Annotated in this window: 1 protein-coding gene; it reads right to left on the bottom strand. The window is 61.7% G+C overall.

Features of this window, described 5'->3' with window-relative positions; all coding sequences use genetic code 11:
• On the bottom strand, positions 1-528 hold a 528-nt coding region (locus tag JJQ90_RS26735), incomplete at both ends, for an ABC transporter permease (RefSeq protein ID WP_216879302.1).

The following is a 528-nucleotide window of genomic DNA, read 5'->3' as shown; positions in this document are numbered from 1 at the left end:
TCAGCAGTGCGCCGCTGACCACGCCCGGCAGGATCGCGGGTATGGTAACGTGCAAAAACGTTTGCAGCTCTTCAGCGCCGAGGTTCTGCGCGGCGTCGTGAAGGTCCGAGTCGAGCGCATTGACACGGGCAGTCACCGACCAGATCATAAACGGGATGTTGATGATCGTGAGCGCGAGCCCGACCGTCCAGAGCTGGCCGAGGACGCCGATCTCGCCGAAGATGATGAGTAGAATCGTCCCGGACACGATCAGCGGGACGGTGAACGGCAGCAGAAAGTACAGCTGCAGGAACTGCTTGAATCGGAGGTCATAGCGGATCAGTCCCAATCCCGTGAGGATGCCGACCGGGATGGAAAAGAGGGTACAGAAGACCGCCACGTAGACGCTGCGCCAGAAGGCGGCGACGAACTCGCCCCGCTCCGGCAACGCCGCATACCACCGCAGCGAGAGCCCATCCGGCGGAAAACGAATGATCTCGCCGGGGTGGAAGGACCCGGCAAGCACGATCAGCGTCGGCAGTAACAGAA

The sequence above is a fragment of the Falsiroseomonas oleicola genome (assembly GCF_019029495.1).
GTDB lineage: Bacteria > Pseudomonadota > Alphaproteobacteria > Acetobacterales > Acetobacteraceae > Falsiroseomonas > Falsiroseomonas oleicola.
This window is presented reverse-complemented; position numbering and strand designations above follow the sequence as displayed.